Here is a 21,677-nt window from a genome sequence, read left to right on the forward strand (position 1 = left end):
TGCTTGGCTTGGAACAACCAGCCAGCACCGGTAAAGGGGCTGCCTCTTTTCGTTGGAAAAGAAAGGAGCCGTTACACCATGACGCAGAAAATAACGTACGAAAACTGGGAGGAGATCTCGTCCACCTTTGTGGTTGATGATGACTCAAAAGGGGCCAAAGCTGTTTTGGAATGGGCGTTTGGAACTTATGAATCCAATGAAATCATTTATGCCTCAAGCTTTGGGGCCGAGGCAGTGGTGCTGATCGACCTAATTCAAGAGGTAAAGCCTGATGCACAAATTGTTTTTTTAGATACCGACTTGCATTTTCCAGAAACCTACAAGGTCATTGAACAGATAGAAAGTAGATACCCAACTTTACAGATTGAAAAGAGGAAACCTGCGCTCACCTTGGATGAGCAAGCTGCAGCGCATGGCACGGCTCTTTGGAAAAGAAATCCCGGACAGTGCTGTCAAATCCGCAAGGTCGAGCCATTAAGAGAAGCAGTCTTGCCGAGAATGGCCTGGATCTCCGGCCTGAGAAGGGAGCAGTCACCAACGCGTGCAGGCACGAATTTCCTCAACCAAGATGACAAATTTCAAAACATCAAGATTTGTCCGCTCATCCACTGGACATGGGAAGATGTTTGGAATCATATTCGAAGCCGGGGACTTCCGTATAACGAGCTCCACGATCATGGCTATCCAAGCATCGGCTGTTTTCCCTGTACCCAGGCAGTCGGTGTGGAAGGTGATTCCCGTGCTGGCCGCTGGGCGGGTAGCGGGAAGACGGAGTGCGGCCTGCATACAAATTAAGGCTGGTTGTGAAGTGGAGGAGGAAAAAACATGTTAGTTATCATAGCTGTCATCGTTGGTCTATTTTTCGCCATGAATATCGGGGCGAGCGGTGCGGCAGCATCCATGGGAATTGCCTATGGTGCAGGAGTTGTTAAAAGGAATGTGGCCTTGGTACTATGCGGGATTGCGGTGTTCTTTGGGGCGTGGCTCGGCGGTGCCGAAGTCGTTAAGACGATGGGAAGCGGCATTGTCCCGCAAAGTACCTTTACGGTGGCCATTGCCCTGATCGTGATTGCATCTGCGGCCCTGTCTTTATTTTTAGCCAATGTATTTGGCATCCCGCTTTCCACCAGTGAAGTAATAGTCGGTGCAGTGGTCGGTGCCGGAATTGTCTATCAATCCGTGTTTGTCGGAAAGCTTGCCTGGATTGTTTCATTCTGGCTGCTGACCCCGGTTATCGCATTTTTGCTAGCAATTGGTGCTACGTGGGTGCTGAAAAATAGCCTGATCGATCGATGGGTGAAATCTTCTCGCGCTGTTCCGATCTTGTCGGTGTTGGTCGTGGTGATGGGAGTGTTCGAAGCATTTTCCGCTGGTATGAACAATGTCGCAAATGCGGTGGGACCGCTTGTTGGAGCCGGCATCATGAGCACCGGCCAGGGAATTCTCTGGGGAGGTTTGTTTGTGGCTTTAGGCGCACTGCTGCTCGGCCATCGCGTCATGGAAACAAACGGCAAGAAGATTACAAAGCTTCGGCTGGAGGAAGGATGCGTCATTTCCGGGACAGGTGCCGGGATCGTCACCGTCGCTTCGGTGTTTGGGATTCCGGTGCCACTGACTCAGATCACGACGTCATCAATTATCGGGATTGGCTTTGTAAAGCAAGGGCGATCTGTTTTGAAAAAGGACATTGTCGTGCAGCTTCTGGTTGTGTGGGTGGTGTCGCCGGTGTTATCGATGGTACTCTCCTACACGCTGATACAGCTGTTGATTGAGCAGAATGTGTACCCGGTAATTGCGATGATCGGGGTGCTGGTATCAGTGTTCGGGGTGAAGTTTTTGATGCAGCGAACGGGGGCTGGTTCTGGGGCGGCGGTGGTATCGGCGGGGAGTGAGGAGTAATCTTGGGGATTTTAGGATTGGCGAGCGGGCGCGATGGGGTGATTTGGGTGGCGCCGAGAGCAAATGTCCGAAGTTTTGCCGAAAGTGACCAAAGATTTCCGAATGTTGACCGAAGTTTCCGCGGAAGTGACCGAAGATTTCGTTAATTTGTCCAAACCAATTTTCTAAATGACCGAACCCCCAGTCAAAAGTGACCAAAGCCTTGAAATAGTTGACCGAATGGCATCTAAAATAGCGGTGAGTTTGTCCGAACATGTCCTAAAGTTGACCGAACGATTTCAAATCACTAAAAAACCATAGATTTCTTTCTAAAAAACCACAAAAAAGCGAGGTAAAACAAACAATGACTTTACCAAAACCACATGGTGGCACTCTTGTGCAGGCCTACCAACCAAACTATGACACAACAAATCTTACAAAAGAAATCGAAATAGACGCGATCGCATTAAGTGACTTGGAACTTATCGGAGTCGGGCTCTTCAGTCCACTCACAGGATTCCTCTCAAAATCCGACTACGAATCTGTCGTTGAAAGCCTGAGACTGGCAAACGGCACCATCTGGTCGGTACCGGTCACACTGCCGGTCACCAAAGAAGTGGCAAACACCTTACAACAAGGAGAAACCTACAAGCTGACCTACCAACATACCACATACGGAGTCATCACCATCAGCGAATGGTATGAACCAGACCTACAAAAAGAAGCCCGCGAAGTCTACAAAACGGAAGAGCTTGCACACCCCGGGGTCAAACGCTTATTCGAAAGGGGCGACATTTACGTCGCGGGGGAAGTAATCCTGACGCAAAAACCAAACAAAGGTGTAGCCCAAGATGTATGGCTTGAACCCAAGCAAACTCGCAAACTTTTCGAGCAAAAAGGCTGGAAAACTATCGTCGGCTTCCAAACGAGAAATCCTGTCCACCGCGCTCACGAATATATTCAAAAAGCTGCACTTGAAACGGTGGATGGACTATTCCTCAATCCACTAGTCGGGGAGACAAAATCAGATGATATTCCGGCTGATGTCAGGTTGAGAAGCTACCGCGTACTCCTAGAAAACTACTATCCAACAGACCGTGTTGAGCTTGCAGTCTACCCGGCTGCGATGCGCTATGCCGGACCGAGGGAAGCCATTTTCCATGCCATCGCGAGAAAAAATTTCGGCTGCACCCATTTCATTGTCGGTCGTGATCATGCAGGGGTCGGCGACTACTACGGCACCTATGATGCACAGCACATTTTCCATCAGTTCACAGAAGAGGAACTTGGCATCAAGCCATTATTTTTCGAGCATAGCTTTTATTGCAATAAATGCGAAGGCATGGCCTCTGATAAAACGTGCCCGCATCCACCAACAGACAGAGTGATATTGTCAGGAACGAAGGTGAGGGAACTGCTGCGAGCAGGGGAGTTACCACCGTCCACCTTCAGTCGAAAAGAGGTTATCGAAGTCTTGATTGACGGGCTAAAACAACAGAAAACAGCTGCCGTATAAAGGGGGAAATGAAAAATGAGTGTAAAAGCAACCAACATCACCTGGCACGAACAGGCCATCACTAAAGAGGAGCGCCGTGCACAGAACGGGCATGGCAGCTGCGTTCTATGGTTCACGGGACTGTCGGGTTCTGGTAAATCGACCATCGCAAACGCCATGTCCACGGAATTATACCGCCAAAGTATTAATGAGTATGTGTTAGATGGTGACAATGTCCGTCATGGACTCAATAAGGATTTAGGATTTTCAGAAGGGGATCGAAATGAAAACATTCGGCGCATAGGAGAAGTGGCAAAGTTGTTTGTCGACAGTGGAAAGATTGTAACCACTGCGTTCATCTCGCCGTTCCAAAGCGACAGGGATCAGGTCAGGGCCCTGTTCGAGGATGGTGAGTTCATTGAAGTATTCGTGGACTGCCCGTTAGAGGAATGTGAAAGGAGAGATCCAAAACAACTGTACGCGAAGGCGAGACGCGGGGAAATCAAGGACTTTACCGGTATTGATTCTCCTTATGAAAAGCCGTCTCAAGCGGAAATCACGATCGCATCCGGCACACAGACGGTCGAAGAAGCTGTCGGCAAGATACTCCAATACTTACGAGATCAAAAGATTATATAAAAAGGGGGCTACACTCATGGCATATGTTAAACACTGGGCCGACAATGAAAAAATCAACAAGACAGAGAAAGCAAAACTGGAGAAGGATGGCCTGCGGATTCTCGATGATATTCCGCATTACGCAAAGAATGGATTCGATTCCATTTCTAAGGAACAATGGGATTTGTTCAAGTGGGCGGGGCTTTATCTACAACGACCAAAAGAGGATGGCTACTTCATGATGCGGGTCAATGTTCCATCCGGCATCCTCACGAAGCCTCAGGTCGAAACACTGGCAGGCATCGCGCGCGACTACGGCCGTGGCGTGTTTGACATCACCACACGGCAGGCGATTCAATTTCACTGGTTGGAAATCGAGCAGATCCCGGACATTTTTAACCGTCTCGAAGCAGTAGGACTATCGAGTGCCGGTGCGTGTGGGGACATCACCCGTACCATAGTCGGCAACCCGATTGCGGGTCTTGATCCTGACGAACTTTTTGACACAACGGCGATTGTAAAAGAGGTCTATGATTTCTTTCAAAAGAATGAGGACTTCTCCAACCTGCCGCGAAAATACAAGATGTCCATCAGTGCCAATACGAAAAATGCGTCCAACGCCGAAATCAACTGTGTTTCTTTTACACCGGCGACAAAAACGATAGATGGTGTTACAAAAAGTGGCTTCCACCTGAAAGTCGGCGGCGGTCTTTCATCCAGGCCGTTTCTGGCAGAGACCATCGATGTCTTTGTGGAACCGGAAAGAACGCTTGAAGTCGCCATTGCGGTAACCACCATCTTCCGAGATTTTGGTTACCGTGAAAAGCGCCACCTTGCACGCCTCAAATTTTTAATTGCCGATTGGGGACCGGAAAAGTTCAAGGAGAAGCTGCTGGAGTACACAGGTCCACTACCTTCCAAAGGCGACGAGCCAAAAGAGGAGTGGAACGCTGGTTACTTTTATGGCATCCATGACCAAAAGCAAGAGGGCTTGAAGTTCCTCGGCTTCAATGTACCAGTAGGACGCTTAGATTCAGAAGAAGTTTTTGAGCTTGCGAGAATTTCAGGGAAGTACGGTAACGGCGAAATCAGAACCTGTAACTCTCAGAATCTCATCATTCCGAACATCCCGGAGGAAAACGTGGAGACGCTGTTAAAAGAGCCGATTTTCGAACGCATTTCCATCAACCCTAACTCCTTTCTCGGGCATGCGGTTTCGTGCACCGGTATCGAGTATTGCAACCTGGCCTTAGTAGAAACGAAGGAGCGCATGCGAATTATTGCAGAGGAACTTGATCAGCGCATCAGCTTGGACGTTCCAATCCGCACGCATATGGTCGGCTGCCCCAATTCCTGCGGTCAGCGTCAGATTGCCGACATCGGCCTGCAGGGGATGAAAATGCGAAACGAGCAAAAAGAGATGGTCGAAGCCTATGAGATTTATGTTGGTGGAACATTAAATAAAGGCGGAAAATTCAACGAAAAGCTGAAGGGTAAAGTGGCGGCAGAGGAATTGACGGATGTCCTTGAGGAGCTATTAATCTACTTCCGCGACCAGAAAACAAAAGGAGAAACCTTCTTCGATTTTGTTGGACGGGTGGGAGTTTCCACCTTGCAAGGCGTACTAGATACTATTTTAGGAAAAGAAACCGATGGCGTATCTGTATAGATTTGACGTAACGATAGAGGCCAAGGAAATTGTATCCGTCATCTTTGCAGAGAACGATGAAGCAGCTTTTGAACACCTGGACGTGGAGCTCGAGAAATTTTATTTGAAAGAGCCCGAAGTGAAGGAAGTTATTTTACGAGAGAAAAAGCGTCTTGGGAAAAAGAGTGGCTATATTTTAGATCCAGAGGAGAAAGGGTGGTAGCGCATGACTGGAAAAGTATATTTGGTGGGAGCGGGTCCCGGGGATCCCGATTTGATTACAGTAAAGGGTTTGCGCCTACTCGAGCAGGCAGATGTCATCCTTTATGACCGCCTGGTGAACCCGGAACTACTAAACTATGCAAAAAATGAGGCGCAGCTTGTCTACTGCGGAAAGCTGCCCCACTACCATACGATGAAGCAGGAAACGATCAATCATTTTCTTGTAAAATATGCGAAAAAAGGCTTACAGGTCGTGCGTTTAAAGGGTGGTGATCCATTTGTGTTCGGTCGTGGAGGCGAGGAGGCAGAAGAATGCTTCAAGCAGGATGTACCTTTTGAAGTCATACCGGGGATTACCGCTGGGATCGGAGCGGCTGCTTACGCTGGCATTCCTGTCACCCACAGGACCTTGAGCAAAAGTTTCGCCTTTGTCACAGGACACCAGGCAGGCGACAAGGAAGCCGAGCATCAATGGGCAAACCTCGCGCATTCCGTGGATACGATCTGTGTGTACATGGGGGTTTCCCAGCTGCCAAATATACTTAAGCGTCTGCAGGAGAATGGGAAGTCTTCTAAAACACCAATTGCCCTTGTGCACTGGGGGACGTTACATGAACAAAAGACAGTCGTCGGCACGCTTGCCAACATCGAGCGAAAAGTGAAGGATGCCAACATTTCCAATCCAAGCATGATTGTGATTGGGGAAGTGGTGAAGCTTCATGAGAAATTGCACTGGTTCGAGGAGGAGGTTGTGCCACATTTGCCGGTGGTGCACGGATAGAAGGGAGCGGGTTTGGTGACTAGGGCTATTCTATATGTAGGGCACGGAACGCGATCAAAAAAAGGTGCGGAGGAAGCGAAAGAATTCTTGGGGCGGGTCATTGCCAGAGTAGATGCAACGATTCAGGAAATTAGTTTTCTGGAACTGACGGAGCCATTTATCCCGGAAGGATTCGAACGCTGTGTGGAAAAAGGGGCAACCGAGATCACCGTCGTCCCCATCTTTCTTTTAACAGCAGGACATATAAAGGAGGACATTCCAGAAGCGCTAGAGCCACTGCGTGTAAAATATCCCGGTATCAGCGTGGAAATCGCCTCTGCTTTTGGCGTGCAGGAGCGGATCGTGGATGGGATAAGTGATTTGGTGAGAGCGGCTGTTGGGAAGGTGGATGCTAGGGATTCTGTGTTGCTTGTGGGCAGGGGGAGTAGTGATCCTGCCATTCATGAGGCTTTTGCGGAAATAAAAAAAGGCGTTGGTGTTAGGCTTGGTGTGTCACAAGTGCATGTCTGTTATTTGGCGGCCACCACGCCATTATTCGCTGAAGGTATTAAGGATATTAGTAGTAATGCAGTGGGACGGGTGTTGGTGGTGCCATACTTGCTATTTGCAGGACTGCTGTTGAGTGAAGTCGAGAGAGAGGTCCGGAAAAGGAAGGGTGGGGGACAGGATGTTTTGCTGATTGAACCGTTGAGCCGCCACGAGGTGATTCAAGAAATTGTCGTGGAGCGGGCTACTGTTTCAGGAAAGGAGGAGGCGAGGGTTGCAACCGTTAATCATTGATTTAAAAGGAAAGAAAGTTGTCATCGCGGGCGGTGGGAGGATTGCGGCGCGTAAAGCGAAGGTGTTGGATGCAGAGCAGGTGAATATCACGTTTATCGCACCGGAATTTTCGGAGGAAGTGCGGGAGTTGTCTGTATTAAGGGGTTACCGGCTGGTGGAGCGTGGAGCCGTGGCGGAAGATTTTGCGGAAGCTTTTCTGGCCATTTTGGCGACAAACAATAGAGAGGTGAACGCGACTTTAGTTCGCGGATTGCATGAGTCGCAACTCGTTTGCGTGGTTGATGAGTCGGGTGAGGGGAATGTCACCTTCCCAGCAACCGTGAGGCGCGGAAACTTGCAAATCGCCGTGACCTCCAACGGATCGAGTCCAAAATTGACACGGAAGTTGAAAAGAGAGCTTGAGGAACAGTTTGATTTCAGCTGGATTTCTTATACGGATTTTTTGGCGGAATATCGTGAGGTAGTGAAGCGGCTGCCGTTGTCTTTTGAAGAAAAGGGGGAGCTGCTTTGGGAGATATTGGAGGATAGGTACCGGTTGGATGAAGAAGCTAGGGAGGAGAAACTGGAGGAGTTGTTGCGTTTGAAGGAAAGGTTGATATCATAGTATTTGTTAGGTGAAAAGGCGCGCGTACTTGTCGGATTGTACGGGTGCTTTTTTCTGTGTGGAAGAAGTTTAAGATTCAAAAATTGACGTATACTAGTAAAATAATAGATTGACAAATTTTCAAACAAACCTATATAATCTTCTCAATATCAAACGTCGAAGAGGACCAGTAAAATGATTTCGTCTATCCAAGAGAGGGTGCCGAGTGGTGAGAGGCAGCCATAGATGAGCATTTGAACCTGCCTCAGAGTTCTGCATCAGAAACGGTGCAGCGGTTCAAAACCGTTACCATGAAAGAGAGTGAAGCTTTGCTTTGAATGAGGGTGGTACCGCCAGAAATGGTCCCTTATTTATAGCGGGGCTTTTTTTATTTTAGCTGGCTGAAAGGTGGGTTTGGCACGAACTCGGGGTGTTTTGGCACGAACTCAGGCCAATTCCGCACGAACTCGAGCCATTTCCGCACGAACTCAGGCCATTTCCGCACCAACTTTTCAAAAAAGGAGCAAACCTACATGTCTAATAAAAATTTCGTTGAAAAAATCACCAACATGGACGAAGACTTCGCCCAATGGTACACAGATGTCGTCACCAAAGCAGAACTTGTCGACTACTCCAGCGTCCGCGGCAGCATGATCATACGCCCATACGGCTATGCACTTTGGGAAAACATCAAAGACGCGCTCGATAAACGGATCAAAGAAACTGGCCACGAGAATGTCTATATGCCACTTTTCATTCCAGAGAGCCTTCTCCAAAAAGAAAAGGATCACATCGAAGGCTTCGCCCCAGAAGTAGCTTGGGTCACTCACGGCGGCGATGAAAAGCTACAAGAACGCCTAGTAGTCCGTCCAACTTCTGAAGTACTGTTCGGCGAGCATTATAAAAACATCATCCATTCCTACCGCGACCTGCCAAAGCTCTACAACCAATGGGCAAATGTCGTTCGTTGGGAAAAGACAACCAGACCGTTCTTGAGAACGCTAGAATTCCTTTGGCAAGAAGGACACACATGCCACGAAACAGACGAACAGGCTCACGAAGAAACGGTGAAAATGCTAAATGTCTATGCAGAAATCTGTGAAAACATTTTGGCCATCCCTGTCATCAAAGGCCAGAAAACGGAAAAAGAAAAATTCGCGGGAGCCAAATACACCTACACGATCGAAAGCTTGATGCACGACGGAAAAGCATTGCAATCGGCAACCTCTCACCATTTGGGGGACGGTTTTGCCAAAGCGTTTGGCATCCAATTCTTAAACCGCGAGGGCAAGCAGGAATATGTGCAGCAAACTTCCTGGGGCTTCACGACTCGTATCATTGGAGCCATGATCATGGTCCACGGCGATGACCGCGGCCTTGTCGTTCCTCCAAGGATTGCGCCAACGCAGGTGATGATTGTCCCAATTGCTCAGCACAAAGAGGGAGTCCTTGATTTTGCCTATGATTTAAAAGAAAAGTTGTCCGAATTCATTAGAGTCGGAATTGACGCGAGCGACAAAAAGCCGGGCTGGAAATTCAACGAGTACGAAATGAAGGGAATTCCACTAAGACTAGAAGCGGGTCCTCGTGATATCGAACAGCAACAAGTTGTCCTTGTCCGCCGTGACACTGGGGAAAAACTGATCACACCTATGGAAGGACTCGAAGCAAAAATCCAGGAAATCCTCGAAGACATCCAGAAAAACCTTTTAGAAAAGGCCCGTTCCCACCGTGAAACCAAAACAAGCGTGGCAACGACTTTCCAAGATTTCAAAGAGCAAATCGAAGAAAAAGGCGGCTTCATCAAAGCAATGTGGTGCGGCGATCAAGTATGCGAGGACAAAATTAAAGAGGAAACAAGCGCGACCTCTCGTTGTATGCCTTTTGAGCAGGAAAAGGTAGCCGAAACTTGTGTGTGTTGCGGAAAAGAAGCAAAACATATGGTATATTGGGCTAAAGCATACTAGAACGAGTAAGGGGAGAAAGCCATGCAACTGGAAAAATTCATCGACCGCAGAAAAACGCATTCTGTCAAATGGTTCATCGAAGATCAAGACATCATCCCGCTTTGCATCGCAGATATGGATTTTCAAGTTTCAGAAGAGATTGTCAGCGCCATCAGCCAAAAAGCCACGCATGGCATCTATGGATACAGCACTTTTTGCGCCAGGTATTATGACGCAGTTGAATATTGGTGGAAAACGCAGTACGAATGGGAGCTGAAGCAGGAATGGATTTCATTCAGTCCCGGCATTATCCCCGGAATGAACCTTTTGCTCAAGGCGTTGACTCAACCAGGTGATTCGGTAATCGTACAGGATCCAGTGTATTATCCATTTTTCTCTGCTATCCAAACACAAGGCTGCACCATCTTGCATAATTCCCTTCTCTATTCCGAGGACGGCTATAAAATGGATTTTGAGGACTTTGAAGAGAAAGCAGCCCAGCCTGAAACAAAGGTGTTCATCCTCTGCAGCCCGCACAATCCGGTCGGCAGAGTGTGGACTAGTGAAGAGTTGCGTAGGATAGGGGAGATTTGTGAAAAGCATGGAGTAGTAGTCATCTCAGACGAAATGCATGGTGACCTTACCTATCCGGGGCACAAGCATATCCCATTCGCAAAAGTGCATCCGGACCATCTTGATTTTTCCATCACCTGTGCGGCGCCAAGCAAGACATTCAACATTGCCGGAATGCAAAGCTCTATTTTCCTCATACCGAACAAAGAGATTAGAGAGCATTATGAAACATTGTTAACCGGGTTTGGATTGATGCGTCCGAACGCGTTTGCGGTAGAAGGAACCATCGCTGCCTACTACAAAGGACTGCCGTGGCTGCAAGAAGTGAAGGAGTATTTGACCGCTAACTTGGAGTACGTCTGCACCTACTTGGAAGAGAATATTCCTTCTATAAAAGTAGTGAAACCGGAGGCAACTCATCTAATTTGGTTGGATTGCCGGGAACTTGGAATTCCTGCTGATGAATTGCATACCTTCTTTTTAGAAAAAGCGGGAGTCCGCCTAGACGAAGGAATGAAGTTCGGTGCAGGCGGCCAAGGGTTTGAACGCATAAACATTGCCTGTCCACGCGAGGTGCTGACGGAAGCGCTGCTGAGGATGAAGGCTGCTATAAAAGAAAGGGAAACCTGCTGACGCAAATTTTTGCGGGCAGGTTTTTCGTTGTGGGTTGTAAGTACTTTGAGAGGAGAGATGAAGACGTGAGTGGGCTGGATATCGAGTGAGAGATGTCTTCATTGGCGTTATGAAGACATGAGTGGCCGGGAATTTGAGTGAGAGATGTCTTCATGGAGGTTATGAAGACATGAGTGAGCGGGAATCTGAGTGAGAGAGGTCTTCATGGAGGTTATGAAGACATGAGTGAGCGGGAATCTGAGTGAGAGATGTCTTCATGGAGGTTATGAAGACATGAGTGGCCGGGAATCTTAGTGAGCGGTGTCTTCATGGAGGTTATGAAGACATGAGTGGCAAAGAATCTGAGAGAGAGAAGTCCTCATCACTATTTTAAAGCCCTCTCTTTTAAATGTTTAGGAATAATCGCTTAAACAGTTGGAAAATTTGGTATATTAAAAGAAAAGAAAAATAGGAGACCACACAATGAATCTACTAGAACACAACATATAAAACCGCATCCGCGGACCTCCAAACCTATCAGGCATCAGCTACTGAATCTTTAAAAATGGAGGGGAATTAAATGAAAACTGATCAACTTTTTCAACACTATTTAAAAGAAGCAGAAACCGATTTTTCCGGATGGGATTTCTCCCACATCACAGAAACTGGCCGTCTTGCATCAGGGATGCTGTCCTGGTCATACGGTAGCATGGCGAAAACCTTGATGGCAGACGCCACTTCTATACTCGACATGGGAACAGGTGGTGGGGAACTGCTTTCCGAGCTGCAACCATTTCCGCAGACTGTCTGTGCGACCGAGGGGTATAAACCCAATTTTCCCATTGCAAAAGAAAGGCTGGAACCGCTTGGTGTAAAGGTGGTCGAAGTGGACCCGGACAACCAGCTGCGTTTTCCAAACAAACACTTTGACTTGATCATCAATAAACACGAGGAGTACGATCCGAGCGAGGTTAGAAGAGTTTTGCAAGAGGGAGGAACTTTCCTGACCCAGCAGGTTGGCTGGAGTGACTGCCAGGATATCAACAGACTGCTCGGCGCGTCGGTTAATAAAGAGTATGCTCATTGGAATCTTGAGTTTGCACATAAACAATTGGAGGATCACGGCTTTCAGGTCCTTCTTAGTAAGAAACAATACCCGATGCAGCGTTTTTACGATATCGGTGCGCTTATCTACTATTTAAAGGCTATTCCGTGGCAGGTGGTAGATTTTAAAGTGGAGTATTATTTGGATCCCTTGTATGAGCTTCATTTGAAAATACAGCGGGAAGGGTATTTGGATATCAGACAGGACCGGTTTGTATTGAAGGCGATAGGAAAATAAATTGGGGTAATCAAAAATTTGTCGAACCAGGTCGGTTGGCATGTATTGTATTGTTTTTGGACAGTATTTGGTTCGGAACGGACAGTAAGTACCCAACTTCGAGAGTAATCAGCTCGGTTTGGACAGTAAGTGAAAAATCACTCATAAATGCTACGAGAGTTCTCGTCATAATTGACGAAATAGTGTGATAATATAGATGTTGAGTCCTTAACCGCATATATATTGTCACCCGTTCCCCAAGCCAAAAGGATAAAAAGGGGTTTAATATCAATGAAACTAAAAAACGTAGAGTTAGAAACAATTTTAGCTAACATGGTACAAGAAATAGACTTTTCAGGTGTGATCCATGTGGAGAACGGTACCGGAGTGGTTCATACCAGTGCCCACGGCTTCTCCAATCGGTCAGACGCCATTCCCAACACGACCAATACGAGATTTGGAATTGCTTCAGGCTGCAAACTCTTCACGGCAATTGGCATTTGTCAGTTGGTGGAAAGGGGCAGCATATCGTTTCATTCGAAAATAAGCAATTTGTTGGATCATTCTTTTCCTCAATTCGATGAAGAAGTTACAGTTCACCAGTTGCTGTCACACTCTTCCGGAATTCCTGACTACTTTGACGAGGATGAAATGGAAGATTTTGAAGAGCTTTGGGTGAAGAATCCAATGTATCACATGAGAGAACTAGAGGATTTCCTCCCGTTGTTCCAGAAACAACAGATGAAATTTACCCCGGGAGAAAAATTCTATTACAACAATGCCGGCTATATAGTATTGGGGTTAATCATTGAAAAGGTAACAGGAATTGCTTTTACTGATTATGTGGAGGAGCACATCTTCAAGCCGGCCCGAATGGAGGAATCTGGTTACTTTTCTTTAGATTCTTTACATGCGAAGACGGCTCTTGGGTATATGGACAAAGAAGATGGTACTTGGAAAACTAACAGCTACTCCATCCCGATAAAGGGCGGTGCTGACGGTGGCGCCTATGTTACGGCAGGCGACTTTGCAAAACTTTGGCAGTCCCTACTGAATGAAAAACTAGTAACCAAAGAAATGCTCGATAAAATGATGACACCATGGATTCAAACGAATAATGATAACGATTACTATGGCTATGGAATGTGGATGGAGAAAGCCGAAGACAAAATCGTAAAATATCATGTCATGGGTTATGACCCGGGCGTAAGTTTTGCGTCTGCCTACTATCCGGCTACAGAAACAATCGTAGTGATTCCGTCCAATAAGGAACATGGCCCCCACAAGCTGATGTACCTGCTGGAGGACCGTATTTAAATAAGGAGGAGGCATACCTGGTAGTTGCGGGTATGTCTTTTTTAATATTCTAAGTGTCGATTGACGGTTATCTAAGCAAAAGTAGTGGATAAAATGAAAAAGTCGTGGATAAATCTAAAATTTGGCGGATAAAATTCAAAAGTTGTTGGATAAATGTAAAGATTACCTTGAAAATCTCATATGTATGGCTGTACAACCTCAAAACCACCTGCATCCCCGCCCACCCTTCACAATCTCTTAACCAAAACAACACCCTCTAAATGTATCTTTTTACGTTTCATTTTCCTTTAATAGGGTAAAGAGTAATATTTTCAACTTAATCACCCAAAAGGAGGAACACCAACATGACAAAAGCACTTTTCCTTAACTGTTCACTCAAATCTTCCAGCGAAGAATCTAATACAGAAGCACTTATGAAAGAGGTCATCAAGCACTTCAACAACGAAAACGTTGAATCTGAGATTGTAAGAATAGCTGATTACAACATAAAATTCGGTGTTAGCGAGGACGAAGGGTATGGCGATGAGTGGCCGGAAGTGTTCAACAAGGTAATGCGTGCAGACATTCTTATTATCGGGACTCCGCTGTGGCTTGGTGAGAAGAGCAGTGTCGCAACAATGGTGATGGAGCGGCTTTATGGCGGAAGTGGACTAACGAACGATAAAGGGCAATATATTTACTATAACAAGGTGGGAGGTGTGGTCATAACAGGAAACGAGGATGGCGCAAAGCATGCAGCCTCATCCATCCTTTACGGCTTGACACATATGGGCTTTACGATTCCGCCAAATGTGGATACATACTGGGTTGGTGAAGCGGGACCGGGAGAGTCGTATATTGAAGCGGAAGGACATAAGAATGATTTCACGATGGAGCATGCCAAGATTATGGCATATAACCTAAAGCATTTTGCCAACATGCTGAAAGAAAATCCAATCCCTGCAGAAGGTAATGTGGTCGAACAAAGCTAGAATCCAATAAAAGGGGAGATATCCATGGAAACACAAACGATAAAATCATTATCCCAACGATTTATGAATGTTCGTGACCTCACCATGAAGCTTGTTCAACCTTTGGAAACAGAAGATTTCATCATTCAATCACACCCAGATGTCAGTCCGCCAAAATGGCATCTGGCCCACACTACGTGGTTCTTTGAGCGCTTTGTCCTTAAAGAATATTTCGAGAACTACCGAGAATTCCATCCAAAGTACGATTTTCTTTTCAATTCCTATTACGAGACGGTTGGGCCATTTCAGCCAAGGCATCAACGCGGCGTCCTCTCCAGACCAAGCATCCAAGACATCTTTCAATACCGCAGTTTTATCGATAATTATATAGTGGACTTGCTCGAGCAACACGAGGAAAGCAAGTCCGAACAAACGGACAAAATTCATAGCCTCATAGAGATTGGCATGCAGCATGAACAGCAGCACCAGGAGTTAATCTTGATGGATGTTAAATATAATTTTTTCGTTAACCCATTGCACCCTGTCTACAAAGAATCCAAATCCACAGCATCCCAAAAAAGAGAACCTACCTTCCATACTTATGATGGAGGTCTCGTAGAAATCGGCCATAACGGCGATGGCTTTGCTTTTGACAATGAAGGACCAAATCATAAAGTATGGTTGGAGCCGTTTAAGCTCGCAGACCAACCTGTTACCAACGGGGAATACTTGGAATTCATTGAAGCTGGAGGGTATCAAAAGCCTTATTACTGGCTGTCCGACGGCTGGAATACAGTGAAAAAGAATGATTGGCAGGCCCCGCTTTACTGGAGTAAGGAGGATGGTGAGTGGTTTATCTTTACACTCGGAGGAAAGAAGAAACTCGACCCAAATGAACCGGTAGTCCATGTCAGCTTTTATGAGGCGGATGCCTTCAGCAGATGGAGAGGCAAACGTCTTCCTACAGAGGCGGAATGGGAGCATGCGGCAAGAGATCTCGAGATAAACGGGAATACGATGGACACCGGCCACTATCATCCTGCAGCAACCAAGCAAACAGCCGGGTCCAGGATGTTTGGCGATGTGTGGGAATGGACGGCAAGCGCCTACTCGCCATATCCGGGCAGCAAGCCGCTTGAAGGGGCACTAGGGGAATATAATGCTAAATTCATGTGCAACCAGATGGTGTTGCGCGGTGGATCCTGTGCCACACCGCAAGAGCACATCCGGAATACTTACCGTAACTTCTTCCCGGCCGACAAGCGCTGGCAGTTCAGCGGATTCCGATTGGCGGAGGATGCGCTATGAGATTATTAGAAAATAATATTCAAAGCTATGATTTTTATATAGACAAAGAAAATATGCGAGACGAAATCGTAAAAGGTCTCTCCGCTCCAGTGAAAACAATTTCCTCTAAGTTTTTATATGACCATAAAGGATCTGAGTTGTTTGAATTGATAACGGAGCTTGATGAGTACTATCCGACGCGGACGGAAATGAAGATTTTTAACGAAAAAATTCAAGAAATTACGATGGCTGTTGGCGAAGTTCGCACTCTGATTGAATACGGCAGTGGAAGTAGCAATAAAATAAAGGCGCTGCTTCATAATTTTACGAGCCTCAAAGAGTATGTCCCAATTGATATTTCACGGGAGTATCTCTTCCAATCTAGCTTAGAGCTTGCGATGCTGTTCCCTCACATTACGATAAAAGCGGTATGTGGGGATTATACAGCCCCGCTTACCTTGCCATTAGAAGCGAATGGAAAAAAGGTAATCTTTTTCCCAGGGTCTACGATTGGTAACTTCGAGCAGGTGGAGGTGCAGAATTTCCTGATGAAGTCCGCCAAGTTGTTGGATGATGGTGATGGATTCCTCATCGGTGTTGATACGAAAAAGGATACGGTAACACTGGAACGGGCTTACGATGATGCGAAAGGAATTACGGCTGCATTCAATCTTAACCTTTTGACCAGGATGAACAGGGAGCTTGGGGCCAATTTTAACGAAGATCAGTTTGAGCACCTTGCCTACTATAACGAGGAAAAAGGCAGAATTGAAATGCATCTTGAGAGCCAAAGAAATCAAACCGTGAAAATCGGAGAGAACGAATTTTTCTTCCAAGAAGGTGAAACCATTCACACCGAAAACTCTTATAAATACTCCATTGGTCAGTTTCAGACGATGGCATTGGAGTGCGGTTTCAAGCCGAGGAAAGTGTGGACGGATGCTGAGGAGAAATTTAGTGTGCATTATTTAGAAAAGTAAGCATTAGAAAACAGTGCCTGAAGGTTAATCGGCACTGTTTTTTTCCTTTATAAATCTATACTCCAGCAACCAAAACCTCTACCCCGGCAGCCTTCAAGGCATCGACTTTCTCCTTATCGGTCTCCGAATCCGTTATCACCACATCCAATTTCCCAGTCGGATACATGCCAGCAAACATCTCCTGGCCGATCTTTGTGTGCTCAAACATGGCGACCAGTTTCTTGGAATTTTCATAAACCGTCTTATAAAATATAGCGACTTCCGGCGTTGCAGTGCTCAGACCTTTTACAGAAAGCGCCCCTGCCGTGGAAAAGCACAAATCTACTGTGAACTGTCTTGCGAATTCATTTGCCAAAGCATCGGTAATGTTACCTGAGCTTTTCACATTCCCACCAATCAAAAAGGTAGAGATATTTTCAGATCCGCGTAAGGCATAAGCAACTTCAAGTGAGTTGGTGAGCACTGTGAACGGAATGTCCTTTGGTAAATATTTTAGCAGTACATAATGAATCGACGCTCCGCCGATAAAAACGGTTTGGTTTGCTTTCACATAGCCTGCAGCCATTTTTGCGATGGCATTCTGGTGTTCGGTGCCGTCCCCAAAACGCTCTGCTGGTGGCCGTGGCATGGTACGAACGGATGCTACCGGAATCGCACCTCCGTGTGTTCTTTTCAATAACCCCTGTTCTTCCATGATGGAAAGATCTCGGCGAATCGAATCTATAGACATATTGAATTGATCAGCCAAATCCTTCGCCAACACTCTTCCATCCTGCTCTAAAACTTTCAAAATTTCTCCCCGTCTTTCATCAGTAAACAAAATCATCACCCCAATGTTTAGTTTCAACTTCTTTCCTATTATTTCATGTTTATTCCTGCTTAGTCAATATAAAGTTGCTCGTTTATGCTTTTTTATTCTGTTTTTATGTGTGTTAAAGGATAAAACATGCAAAGAGTCGAAAAGTGTAGAAGGCGCATTTTGAAAGAAAAGGTGATAGTGATGTACAGAATTCCAGAAAGCGTACAAAAGGTTTTAGCCCTTTTTAAAGATATGTGTAATAAAGAGTTACCAGGATTGCTAGAAGGTATGTACCTTCACGGATCTATTGTTATTGATGCGTACATTGAAGGGCAAAGTGACATTGATTTCGTGGCGGTGACAAGCCGGAAGCTGACGAATGAAGATGCAGCTATATTAAAAGATATCCACTTGAGTCTTGCAGAAACATGCAAAAAACCGCAGTTGGATGGCATTTACGTGCAAGCCTCCAACTTAGAGGCGGAGGGTTATTTTTATAATGAAGGGTCCTTTGGCAAAGGGGTGCATAATGTCCCGGTGACATGGTGGTTGCTGAAGAACAAAGGGATAACGATCTTGGGACCGGCCGCTAGCGAACTTCCCATTAACGTAACAACAGAAGACCTAACAACCTATGTACGAAAAAACATGAACGAGTACTGGGCAACGAGAGTTTCTGCCATGGAGAAGAGGATAGAGGAACTGATCGACTATCCAGTCCAACAGGTAGAAAAAGAAATGGAATGGACAGTCCTCGGGTTACTGCGGCAATTTTACACATTAAGGGAGCAGGATATCATCTCCAAGTTAGCTGCAGGGGAGTATGGACTGAGTGAACTTGAACCAAAATGGCATGACCTCATACAAGAGGCAGTCAATATACGAAAAGGAAATCCAGAACGAAACTTTACGACAAACGTAGAAAGAGTTAATGCTACGATTCAATTTGCTAAAGAGCTTATTAGAACTTGTAGATTAAATAAGGTAAAACTAGAAAACTATCAACCAAAACACTTAGAAGAACTAATAAATTATAAGCTCACTGAAAGTCAGTTAGAATTCACTTCACACCCCAAAGATGCATTATTAGCTTGTAAAACAGATCAGGGTAGGTATCCCATAGTTATTTTAGAGAAAGGGCAGATTGCAGGCTTTTTCGTTTTATATCAGGGAGAGGAGCTTTCAGGGTATACGGACAACCCTAATGCGATTCTATTACGAGCTTACTCGGTTGCGGTCCCTTTTCAAGGAAAGGGTGTTGCGCGGAAATCGCTCGAATTGCTCCCTAACTTCGTCTTGAAAAATTTCCCTAGAGTGAACGAGATTGTACTTGCTGTCAATCTAAGAAACGAAGCGGCCCAAAGAGTTTATAAAAGGGCAGGGTTTGAGGATAGTGGAAGAAGAGTAATGGGACGGATGGGAGAACAGTATGTGTATCGACTGAAGGTGAAAGGAGAATGATTATGGATTATCAAACAGCATTAGATCAATACATCCAAGCAACAAACACCCACAACTTCGAAAACGTGGAAAAATTGCTCCATGAAAATGCGATATACTGGTTCACCAATAAATCCTGTACGACCATGGAAGAAATCCGCGCTTTTTTTGAAAACGCATGGGACACGATTAAAGAGGAAGTCTATTCGGCAAAGAAAGTGCAGTGGATTACGGTGGATGAGAACACGGCCACTTGCCTCTATACTTTTCATTTTCAAGGATACATGAATGGGGAGTTTATCTCAGGAAGCGGACGTGCGACCAACGTTTTTGTAAAAGAAAAGGAGGAATGGAAGTTGATTCATGAGCATTTGAGCCGATAAAAAGAAAAATGGTTTATAAAAGGGGAATGTTATGAACTGCAAAATAGTATTTTTCGATATTGATGGCACCCTAACGCATCATGAGGATGGCAGTATTTCAGAGAGAACAAAAACTGCTATTCAAACGTTAAAAGAACAAGGAATTATTGTGGTAGCAGCAACGGGCCGCCCGCTATCGATGTGCAGGGAGATTCGGGAGCTCGGGATTGATACATTCATCACAGCTAATGGAGGATATGCCAAACATCTAGAAGAGGTCATTCACAAAATTCCTCTGGATAAACAGGTGATGAAAGAAGTAGTTCAGTTTGCCTCCGAACAAAATCATGGTCTTTCTTTTTATACAGAAGGCTTTCATATGAACGATGTGGAGGAGCCGAGGATTGCCCAAGCCTTGAAAGAAACACTTGGGGTACTAGGTTTAGAGGACTTTTCGGTGATGGACCACAGTAAGGAGCAGGAAGTCTATCTCATGTGCTTATTTGCTGCGGAAGAAATGATGGATCCATATAAAGAAAGATTCCCACACTTAACATTCAGAAGGTGGCACCCTTTCATTTTGAACGTCCTACAAGAAGATGTGTCCAAATCTGTCGCCATTATGAAACTGTTAAACTACTTCGGGATCGACAAGTCCGAGGCGGTTGCATTTGGAGACGGGGAGAATGACATCGACATGCTGGAGTTGGTTGGCTACGGTATCGCCATGGGCAACGGCAGTGACAGGTTGAAATCCGTTGCTGACTTTGTAACGAAGAAATCCAGTGAAGATGGAATTGAGTATGCATTGAAAAAACTACAAATCATTTAGGGGGAAACAACCATGTTCATACATAAAATTGATGAGGAACTATCTTTGAAACTAGCAGAAGAAAAAGATGCGGAGCGATTATTTGAGTTGACCGATAACTCCAGGGATTATTTGCGCGAGTGGTTGCCATGGCTGGACTTCACAAAGAAGGTGGAGGACTCCAGAAATTTTATAAAAGGTACGAGACAAGGGTATGCGGAAAATAAATCAATGACTACGATGATCCTTTACAAAGGCGAAATCGTTGGGGCAGCAAGCTACAACACACTCGACTGGACCAATAAAGTAGCCTATATCGGGTATTGGCTGGATAGGGATTATCAAGGGAACGGCATCATGACGAGGGTGGCGGAAGCTTTGACGGACTATGCCATCACGGAGCTTGGTATGAACCGAGTTGATATTCGTGCGGCTGTGGAGAACGTGAAAAGCAGATCGATTCCAGAAAGGCTCGGATTTACGCTGGAAGGAAAGATTCGTCAAGCGGAATGGCTGTATGACCACCATGTCGATCATGCCGTGTACGGGATGCTTGCGGAGGATTGGAAAAAACGAAAAGCTGGAGGAATGTAAGCTGAAGAGAAGATTTTTGTGGTGGGGGTCAGGAGGAATCGTGCTTGCCCTGCTCCTGTCCTTTGTCTTTTTGGGGTCGCCTTGGGGCATTTGGACGAATAAGCAGGCGTTTGAAGTGTATTTGGAAGAAAAGTATGAGGAGGATTTTGTGATAGAGGAAATCTCCTTTGATTTTTTTAATACAAGAAAGTATCACGCGTATGCTTATGCGGCAGACAAGCCTGATCTTGTGTTTTATGTGGGGCAGAATAGGTATACAAGCAAAACGGAAGATGGATATCGCTTTGAGGTTTGGAGTTTTGAAGCAAAAGAGGAAGTTGGCCAAATTGTAGAAGAATATTTTCCAGATCACTCTAACTATGGGGTTAATTTGATTTTTCCTGAAACAGAACCAAAAGAGTTTATTCTGGCTGATTACAAAAAGCATGCAACAGTTGAAGTGGGTGTCTCTCTAGATAATATCCGAGTGAACAGCGCGAACAGTGAGACGGAAATCGAGCGGGCATTCTTTCTTTTACAAGAAATAAAAGCAAAAGAAATACAGCTTCAACACTTTGGCATTAGCTATCAGAATAGGACACTTCAGCTGCAAAAAGAGGACATTCAATCAATCAATTCGGTAGAAGAAATGGAGAAGTTTTTAAGAGAATATAATAGATAGATTAGTTTTGCAGAGAGGT

At 45.7% G+C, this 21,677-nt stretch carries 22 protein-coding genes and 1 other annotated feature; of the genes, 21 read left to right on the top strand and 1 reads right to left on the bottom strand.

Annotated elements, in window-relative coordinates:
• The first annotated feature begins 78 nt into the window (after nt 1–78).
• From M313_RS0101880 to egtD, 16 genes are all read left to right on the top strand, one after another.
• Nucleotides 79–795: a phosphoadenylyl-sulfate reductase gene (locus tag M313_RS0101880; protein ID WP_029326283.1), complete on the top strand. Its 717-nt coding sequence runs from the start codon at nt 79–81 to the stop codon at nt 793–795.
• Between the two features lie 30 nt (nt 796–825).
• Nucleotides 826–1,899 (top strand): sulfate permease, encoded by a 1,074-nt coding sequence (cysP, locus tag M313_RS0101885; protein ID WP_010191868.1) that lies wholly within the window; start codon nt 826–828, stop codon nt 1,897–1,899.
• Between the two features lie 343 nt (nt 1,900–2,242).
• A complete protein-coding gene (gene sat, locus M313_RS0101895) occupies nt 2,243–3,394 on the top strand; it encodes a sulfate adenylyltransferase (protein WP_010191870.1) in 1,152 nt (383 codons plus the stop codon).
• Nucleotides 3,395–3,409: 15 nt separating this feature from the next.
• Nucleotides 3,410–4,012 carry an adenylyl-sulfate kinase gene (gene cysC, locus M313_RS0101900; protein ID WP_010191871.1) on the top strand — a complete coding sequence of 201 codons (603 nt, stop codon included), beginning with the start codon at nt 3,410–3,412 and terminating at the stop codon, nt 4,010–4,012.
• Nucleotides 4,013–4,028: 16 nt separating this feature from the next.
• Nucleotides 4,029–5,660 (top strand): nitrite/sulfite reductase, encoded by a 1,632-nt coding sequence (locus M313_RS0101905; protein WP_010191872.1) that lies wholly within the window; start codon nt 4,029–4,031, stop codon nt 5,658–5,660.
• On the top strand, nt 5,644–5,862 hold the full coding sequence (locus M313_RS0101910) for a DUF3906 family protein (RefSeq protein WP_010191873.1): 219 nt from the start codon (nt 5,644–5,646) through the stop codon (nt 5,860–5,862). Before M313_RS0101905 ends, M313_RS0101910 begins: the two co-directional genes overlap by 17 nt.
• Nucleotides 5,863–5,865: 3 nt before the next feature.
• Nucleotides 5,866–6,642, top strand: a complete 777-nt coding sequence (gene cobA, locus M313_RS0101915) for a uroporphyrinogen-III C-methyltransferase (RefSeq protein ID WP_010191874.1) — start codon at nt 5,866–5,868, stop codon at nt 6,640–6,642.
• Nucleotides 6,643–6,657: 15 nt separating this feature from the next.
• Complete coding sequence (locus M313_RS0101920) at nt 6,658–7,422, top strand: sirohydrochlorin chelatase (RefSeq protein WP_157182394.1); 765 nt, start codon at nt 6,658–6,660, stop codon at nt 7,420–7,422.
• A complete protein-coding gene (locus M313_RS0101925; protein ID WP_010191879.1) occupies nt 7,403–8,026 on the top strand; it encodes a precorrin-2 dehydrogenase/sirohydrochlorin ferrochelatase family protein in 624 nt (207 codons plus the stop codon). Before M313_RS0101920 ends, M313_RS0101925 begins: the two co-directional genes overlap by 20 nt.
• A gap of 147 nt (nt 8,027–8,173) precedes the next feature.
• Nucleotides 8,174–8,376, top strand: a binding site (T-box leader).
• A gap of 162 nt (nt 8,377–8,538) precedes the next feature.
• Nucleotides 8,539–9,972 (top strand): proline--tRNA ligase, encoded by a 1,434-nt coding sequence (gene proS / locus M313_RS0101930; RefSeq protein ID WP_010191881.1) that lies wholly within the window; start codon nt 8,539–8,541, stop codon nt 9,970–9,972.
• 21 nt (nt 9,973–9,993) lie between these two features.
• Nucleotides 9,994–11,157: a MalY/PatB family protein gene (locus tag M313_RS0101935; protein WP_010191883.1), complete on the top strand. Its 1,164-nt coding sequence runs from the start codon at nt 9,994–9,996 to the stop codon at nt 11,155–11,157.
• A gap of 559 nt (nt 11,158–11,716) precedes the next feature.
• Nucleotides 11,717–12,478 carry a class I SAM-dependent methyltransferase gene (locus M313_RS0101940; RefSeq protein ID WP_010191885.1) on the top strand — a complete coding sequence of 254 codons (762 nt, stop codon included), beginning with the start codon at nt 11,717–11,719 and terminating at the stop codon, nt 12,476–12,478.
• A gap of 270 nt (nt 12,479–12,748) precedes the next feature.
• Complete coding sequence (locus M313_RS0101945) at nt 12,749–13,774, top strand: serine hydrolase domain-containing protein (RefSeq protein ID WP_010191886.1); 1,026 nt, start codon at nt 12,749–12,751, stop codon at nt 13,772–13,774.
• A gap of 344 nt (nt 13,775–14,118) precedes the next feature.
• Nucleotides 14,119–14,745, top strand: a complete 627-nt coding sequence (locus tag M313_RS0101950) for a flavodoxin family protein (RefSeq protein WP_010191887.1) — start codon at nt 14,119–14,121, stop codon at nt 14,743–14,745.
• 24 nt (nt 14,746–14,769) lie between these two features.
• Nucleotides 14,770–16,032 carry an ergothioneine biosynthesis protein EgtB gene (gene egtB / locus M313_RS0101955; RefSeq protein WP_010191888.1) on the top strand — a complete coding sequence of 421 codons (1,263 nt, stop codon included), beginning with the start codon at nt 14,770–14,772 and terminating at the stop codon, nt 16,030–16,032.
• Complete coding sequence (egtD, locus tag M313_RS0101960) at nt 16,029–16,991, top strand: L-histidine N(alpha)-methyltransferase (RefSeq protein ID WP_010191889.1); 963 nt, start codon at nt 16,029–16,031, stop codon at nt 16,989–16,991. Before egtB ends, egtD begins: the two co-directional genes overlap by 4 nt.
• A gap of 55 nt (nt 16,992–17,046) precedes the next feature.
• Here the strand turns inward: egtD and M313_RS0101965 are convergent, their stop codons facing one another.
• Nucleotides 17,047–17,811, bottom strand: coding sequence for a DeoR/GlpR family DNA-binding transcription regulator (locus tag M313_RS0101965; protein WP_029326284.1), 765 nt, complete (start codon nt 17,809–17,811; stop codon nt 17,047–17,049).
• A gap of 159 nt (nt 17,812–17,970) precedes the next feature.
• On the opposite strand from M313_RS0101965, the gene M313_RS24905 reads away from it, so the two are divergent.
• Genes M313_RS24905 through M313_RS0101995 form a run of 5 tightly spaced genes read left to right on the top strand, consistent with a single transcriptional unit; the run spans nt 17,971 to nt 21,658 of the window.
• On the top strand, nt 17,971–19,251 hold the full coding sequence (locus M313_RS24905) for a GNAT family N-acetyltransferase (RefSeq protein ID WP_010191892.1): 1,281 nt from the start codon (nt 17,971–17,973) through the stop codon (nt 19,249–19,251).
• Between the two features lie 2 nt (nt 19,252–19,253).
• Complete coding sequence (locus tag M313_RS0101980; protein ID WP_029326285.1) at nt 19,254–19,613, top strand: YybH family protein; 360 nt, start codon at nt 19,254–19,256, stop codon at nt 19,611–19,613.
• 31 nt (nt 19,614–19,644) lie between these two features.
• Nucleotides 19,645–20,424: a Cof-type HAD-IIB family hydrolase gene (locus tag M313_RS0101985; protein ID WP_010191895.1), complete on the top strand. Its 780-nt coding sequence runs from the start codon at nt 19,645–19,647 to the stop codon at nt 20,422–20,424.
• 12 nt (nt 20,425–20,436) lie between these two features.
• Nucleotides 20,437–20,997: a GNAT family N-acetyltransferase gene (locus M313_RS0101990; protein ID WP_010191897.1), complete on the top strand. Its 561-nt coding sequence runs from the start codon at nt 20,437–20,439 to the stop codon at nt 20,995–20,997.
• Between the two features lie 40 nt (nt 20,998–21,037).
• Nucleotides 21,038–21,658 carry a hypothetical protein gene (locus tag M313_RS0101995; RefSeq protein ID WP_010191898.1) on the top strand — a complete coding sequence of 207 codons (621 nt, stop codon included), beginning with the start codon at nt 21,038–21,040 and terminating at the stop codon, nt 21,656–21,658.
• Nucleotides 21,659–21,677 lie beyond the last annotated feature (19 nt).

Origin of the sequence: Bacillus sp. m3-13, assembly GCF_000175075.1 — a bacterium.
Lineage (GTDB): Bacteria > Bacillota > Bacilli > Bacillales > Bacillaceae_I > Sutcliffiella_A > Sutcliffiella_A horikoshii_C.